Here is a 2,533-nt window from a genome sequence, read left to right on the forward strand (position 1 = left end):
GGGCAGAATAGTTTAACAACCACTAGAATTAAATTCATATCTAGATTGAATGTTTATCTCATTAACAGAGAGCTAATATAAGAACAGGTGCCCATATATCAATAGGCACCATAAGTGTTCGAGAATTACTTTAGATTATTGATGGAGATGTCTAGCCGGTTAGAGATTTGCGGGAAATTGCCAATGAATACTTTTTTTGTTTTGGTCCCCTGCCGAGTATTGCCAATATAGTTGGCTCCTACTAAAAATAAACTAACGCTCCCAATTCCCTTTATTTAACTTTTTATGTAATTATCAAAATACAAATACATATAAAGAGAATAAGATGTCTATACTCTAGTTTTAATATGGCGCTCTAGCCAGTCAGTATTTAAAAGCCAAAGTTCCGTTGTCGGTTACTTTGGCTTTTATGTAGTGACTCAATTATTCTTTAATTTGACCAATAACATTCATGACATCATCAAGAGTACCTGTTATTGTAGAGGCAGTATAGAAATGATCCGATGTCATTAAATGAACGACTTTTCTATTCTCCCCATCTACATAGGCAGCAGTGTAATCATTAATTTTGGTTACTTGTACTTGTTCCAAATGATAGGAGTTTTCTAAACTTGCAATAGTCTCTTCATCAGTTAGAGTAGCGGGCACTTGAGTAAAGAGAATTTCACTACCAGATTGAGTGTTATAAAATGTCCGGAGCTGAAGCCCAATATCTGTTTTCCTTGCATATATTTCACCTTCGGTTAGTAACGCATTACTTTTAGTGACAGAAGATATATCTGGAACCGATTTAGGGATAAAGATTTCATTAGCCGACACTGTGGAAAGATCCACAGTTCCTTCCAGTTGAGTATCTTGATTTACTGTTGCGTCATTGTTTACAGCTTGCGAAGACTGAGCTTCTTGATTAGTTACTACTGAGCTTGTTGTAGCTTGAGCTTGTGCAATGCTATTCCCATCAGCGTAAGAATGGTAGATGAATCCTCCACTTGCAAGAATAGTGGCCACGCTTGCAACAAATAATGTTTTTTTCATTTTTCATCCTCCTTAATAAACGCTACCAGAGTTAACGACGGCGTTATTACTCTTATACAATAATTGATAGGACAAATTAGCATTGTTATTTTTGTTAGCATACATCGCCCAATATGTTGAGCTTTCCCCTGTCCATAAAGAGAAACTTACATCAGGAACTTCTACAATGGTATAGGAACTCATCTTATTCCAAGTCCCTGAACCAACTATACCGTCAGATGTTAGTTTGTGACTACTTTGAAAGCTTTTTGCCGCGTTAAACGTACCTGTTCCGAAACTGCCATCGATACTTCCGACTGTAGATTGTAACCCAAAGCAGTACAAATTAACTTGTAACGCCTTTACATAACCACCACTATTTCCACTTTTAAGTGTAGGGAAACCAGCAAAATCCACTGCTGCGCTTGCAGAAGCTATACCCGCCGCCAACGAGGAACCTAATAGGGCCAATGGGATAAGCTTTGCTAATAGTTTCTTTTTAAACATAGTTTAACTCCTTCCAAATAATAGTTTCATATATTAGAACACGTGAAAGTAGCAAAAAGTTATATATTTTAAAAAAAGTAAAAAAAATACAATAAGAGATTAAACTGTACCCTTTGTAAAGTTTAATCTATATCAGCTAATATCTTGTCAAGATTATCGGTAAAAGGAACTTAAATCATGATGACAAATAACCCTCCAACCCATTTTTTGGAAGCTTACACCAATTCAAAAAAGTTTGGCAGTGCGAAAAGATTTTTGATCTTCAGGATGACATAAAGCCAATGAACTAGCTTATTTGCCATGCGACTAATGCTATTTTATGTTGCTTTCCTTCTGCTCTTTTGCGATGTAAAAAATAAAAAGGAGGTTAATGAATGAAAGGAATCTTTGATCGGTTTGAAGGTGATTACGCGGTAATCGAAATAGATGGACAGACACATGATGTTTCTAATTCCATTGTTGATGCTTTTATCAAAGTGGGAGATGTAGTTACGTATGGAAGCCAAAACCGACTGAAATAGAGCAACGAGAGAAGCAAATTGAGAAGCTTATGGACGATGTTTGGGAAGATTGATCGATAATTTATTTCTACAATTATAGTTTACTTATTGTAAAAACCTGATTACGCTTTTAGAAGTCGGGTTTAATCTATTTATTCTATCTGATTTCTGTTCAGCGTTATTAACCGTTTGGATATTTCTTCTAAACCAGTTGAATTGATTGCAGAAATGGCTGTTATGAATAGGTTTTTTTAAATAAATGGTTTGAAGCAAGACCGCAATGAACGAAGTTATGTAATAAAATAGAATAATATATTATTATTGAAATTTATTTGGCAATTTAATCGATACAGCGAGCCCTTTTAGAACTATGCAAATACCGATTTTTGCTGGATCGTTGTCGACCGTCAATTCGATGACGTCAAAGGACACCCGAATCGGGTGCTCTTAGCTTTTGCTCAACCAACGATACGATGAACCCTATTATAAGAAGAAATGCTGATCATTAAGCT

At 35.6% G+C, this 2,533-nt stretch carries 3 protein-coding genes; 1 reads left to right on the forward strand and 2 read right to left on the reverse strand.

Features of this window, described 5'->3' with window-relative positions; translation table 11 throughout:
* Nucleotides 1-423: 423 nt before the first annotated feature.
* Complete coding sequence (locus PV403_RS24720; protein ID WP_191799804.1) at nt 424-1,035, reverse strand: hypothetical protein; 612 nt, start codon at nt 1,033-1,035, stop codon at nt 424-426.
* 12 nt (nt 1,036-1,047) lie between these two features.
* Nucleotides 1,048-1,521 (reverse strand): peptidoglycan-binding domain-containing protein, encoded by a 474-nt coding sequence (locus PV403_RS24725; RefSeq protein WP_191799805.1) that lies wholly within the window; start codon nt 1,519-1,521, stop codon nt 1,048-1,050.
* Nucleotides 1,522-1,895: 374 nt separating this feature from the next.
* On the opposite strand from PV403_RS24725, the gene PV403_RS24730 reads away from it, so the two are divergent.
* Nucleotides 1,896-2,042 carry a DUF3006 domain-containing protein gene (locus tag PV403_RS24730; protein ID WP_225229212.1) on the forward strand — a complete coding sequence of 49 codons (147 nt, stop codon included), beginning with the start codon at nt 1,896-1,898 and terminating at the stop codon, nt 2,040-2,042.
* The last annotated feature ends 491 nt before the right edge of the window (nt 2,043-2,533 follow it).

It is taken from the genome of Paenibacillus sp. GYB006 (assembly GCF_036577645.1).
GTDB lineage: Bacteria > Bacillota > Bacilli > Paenibacillales > Paenibacillaceae > Paenibacillus.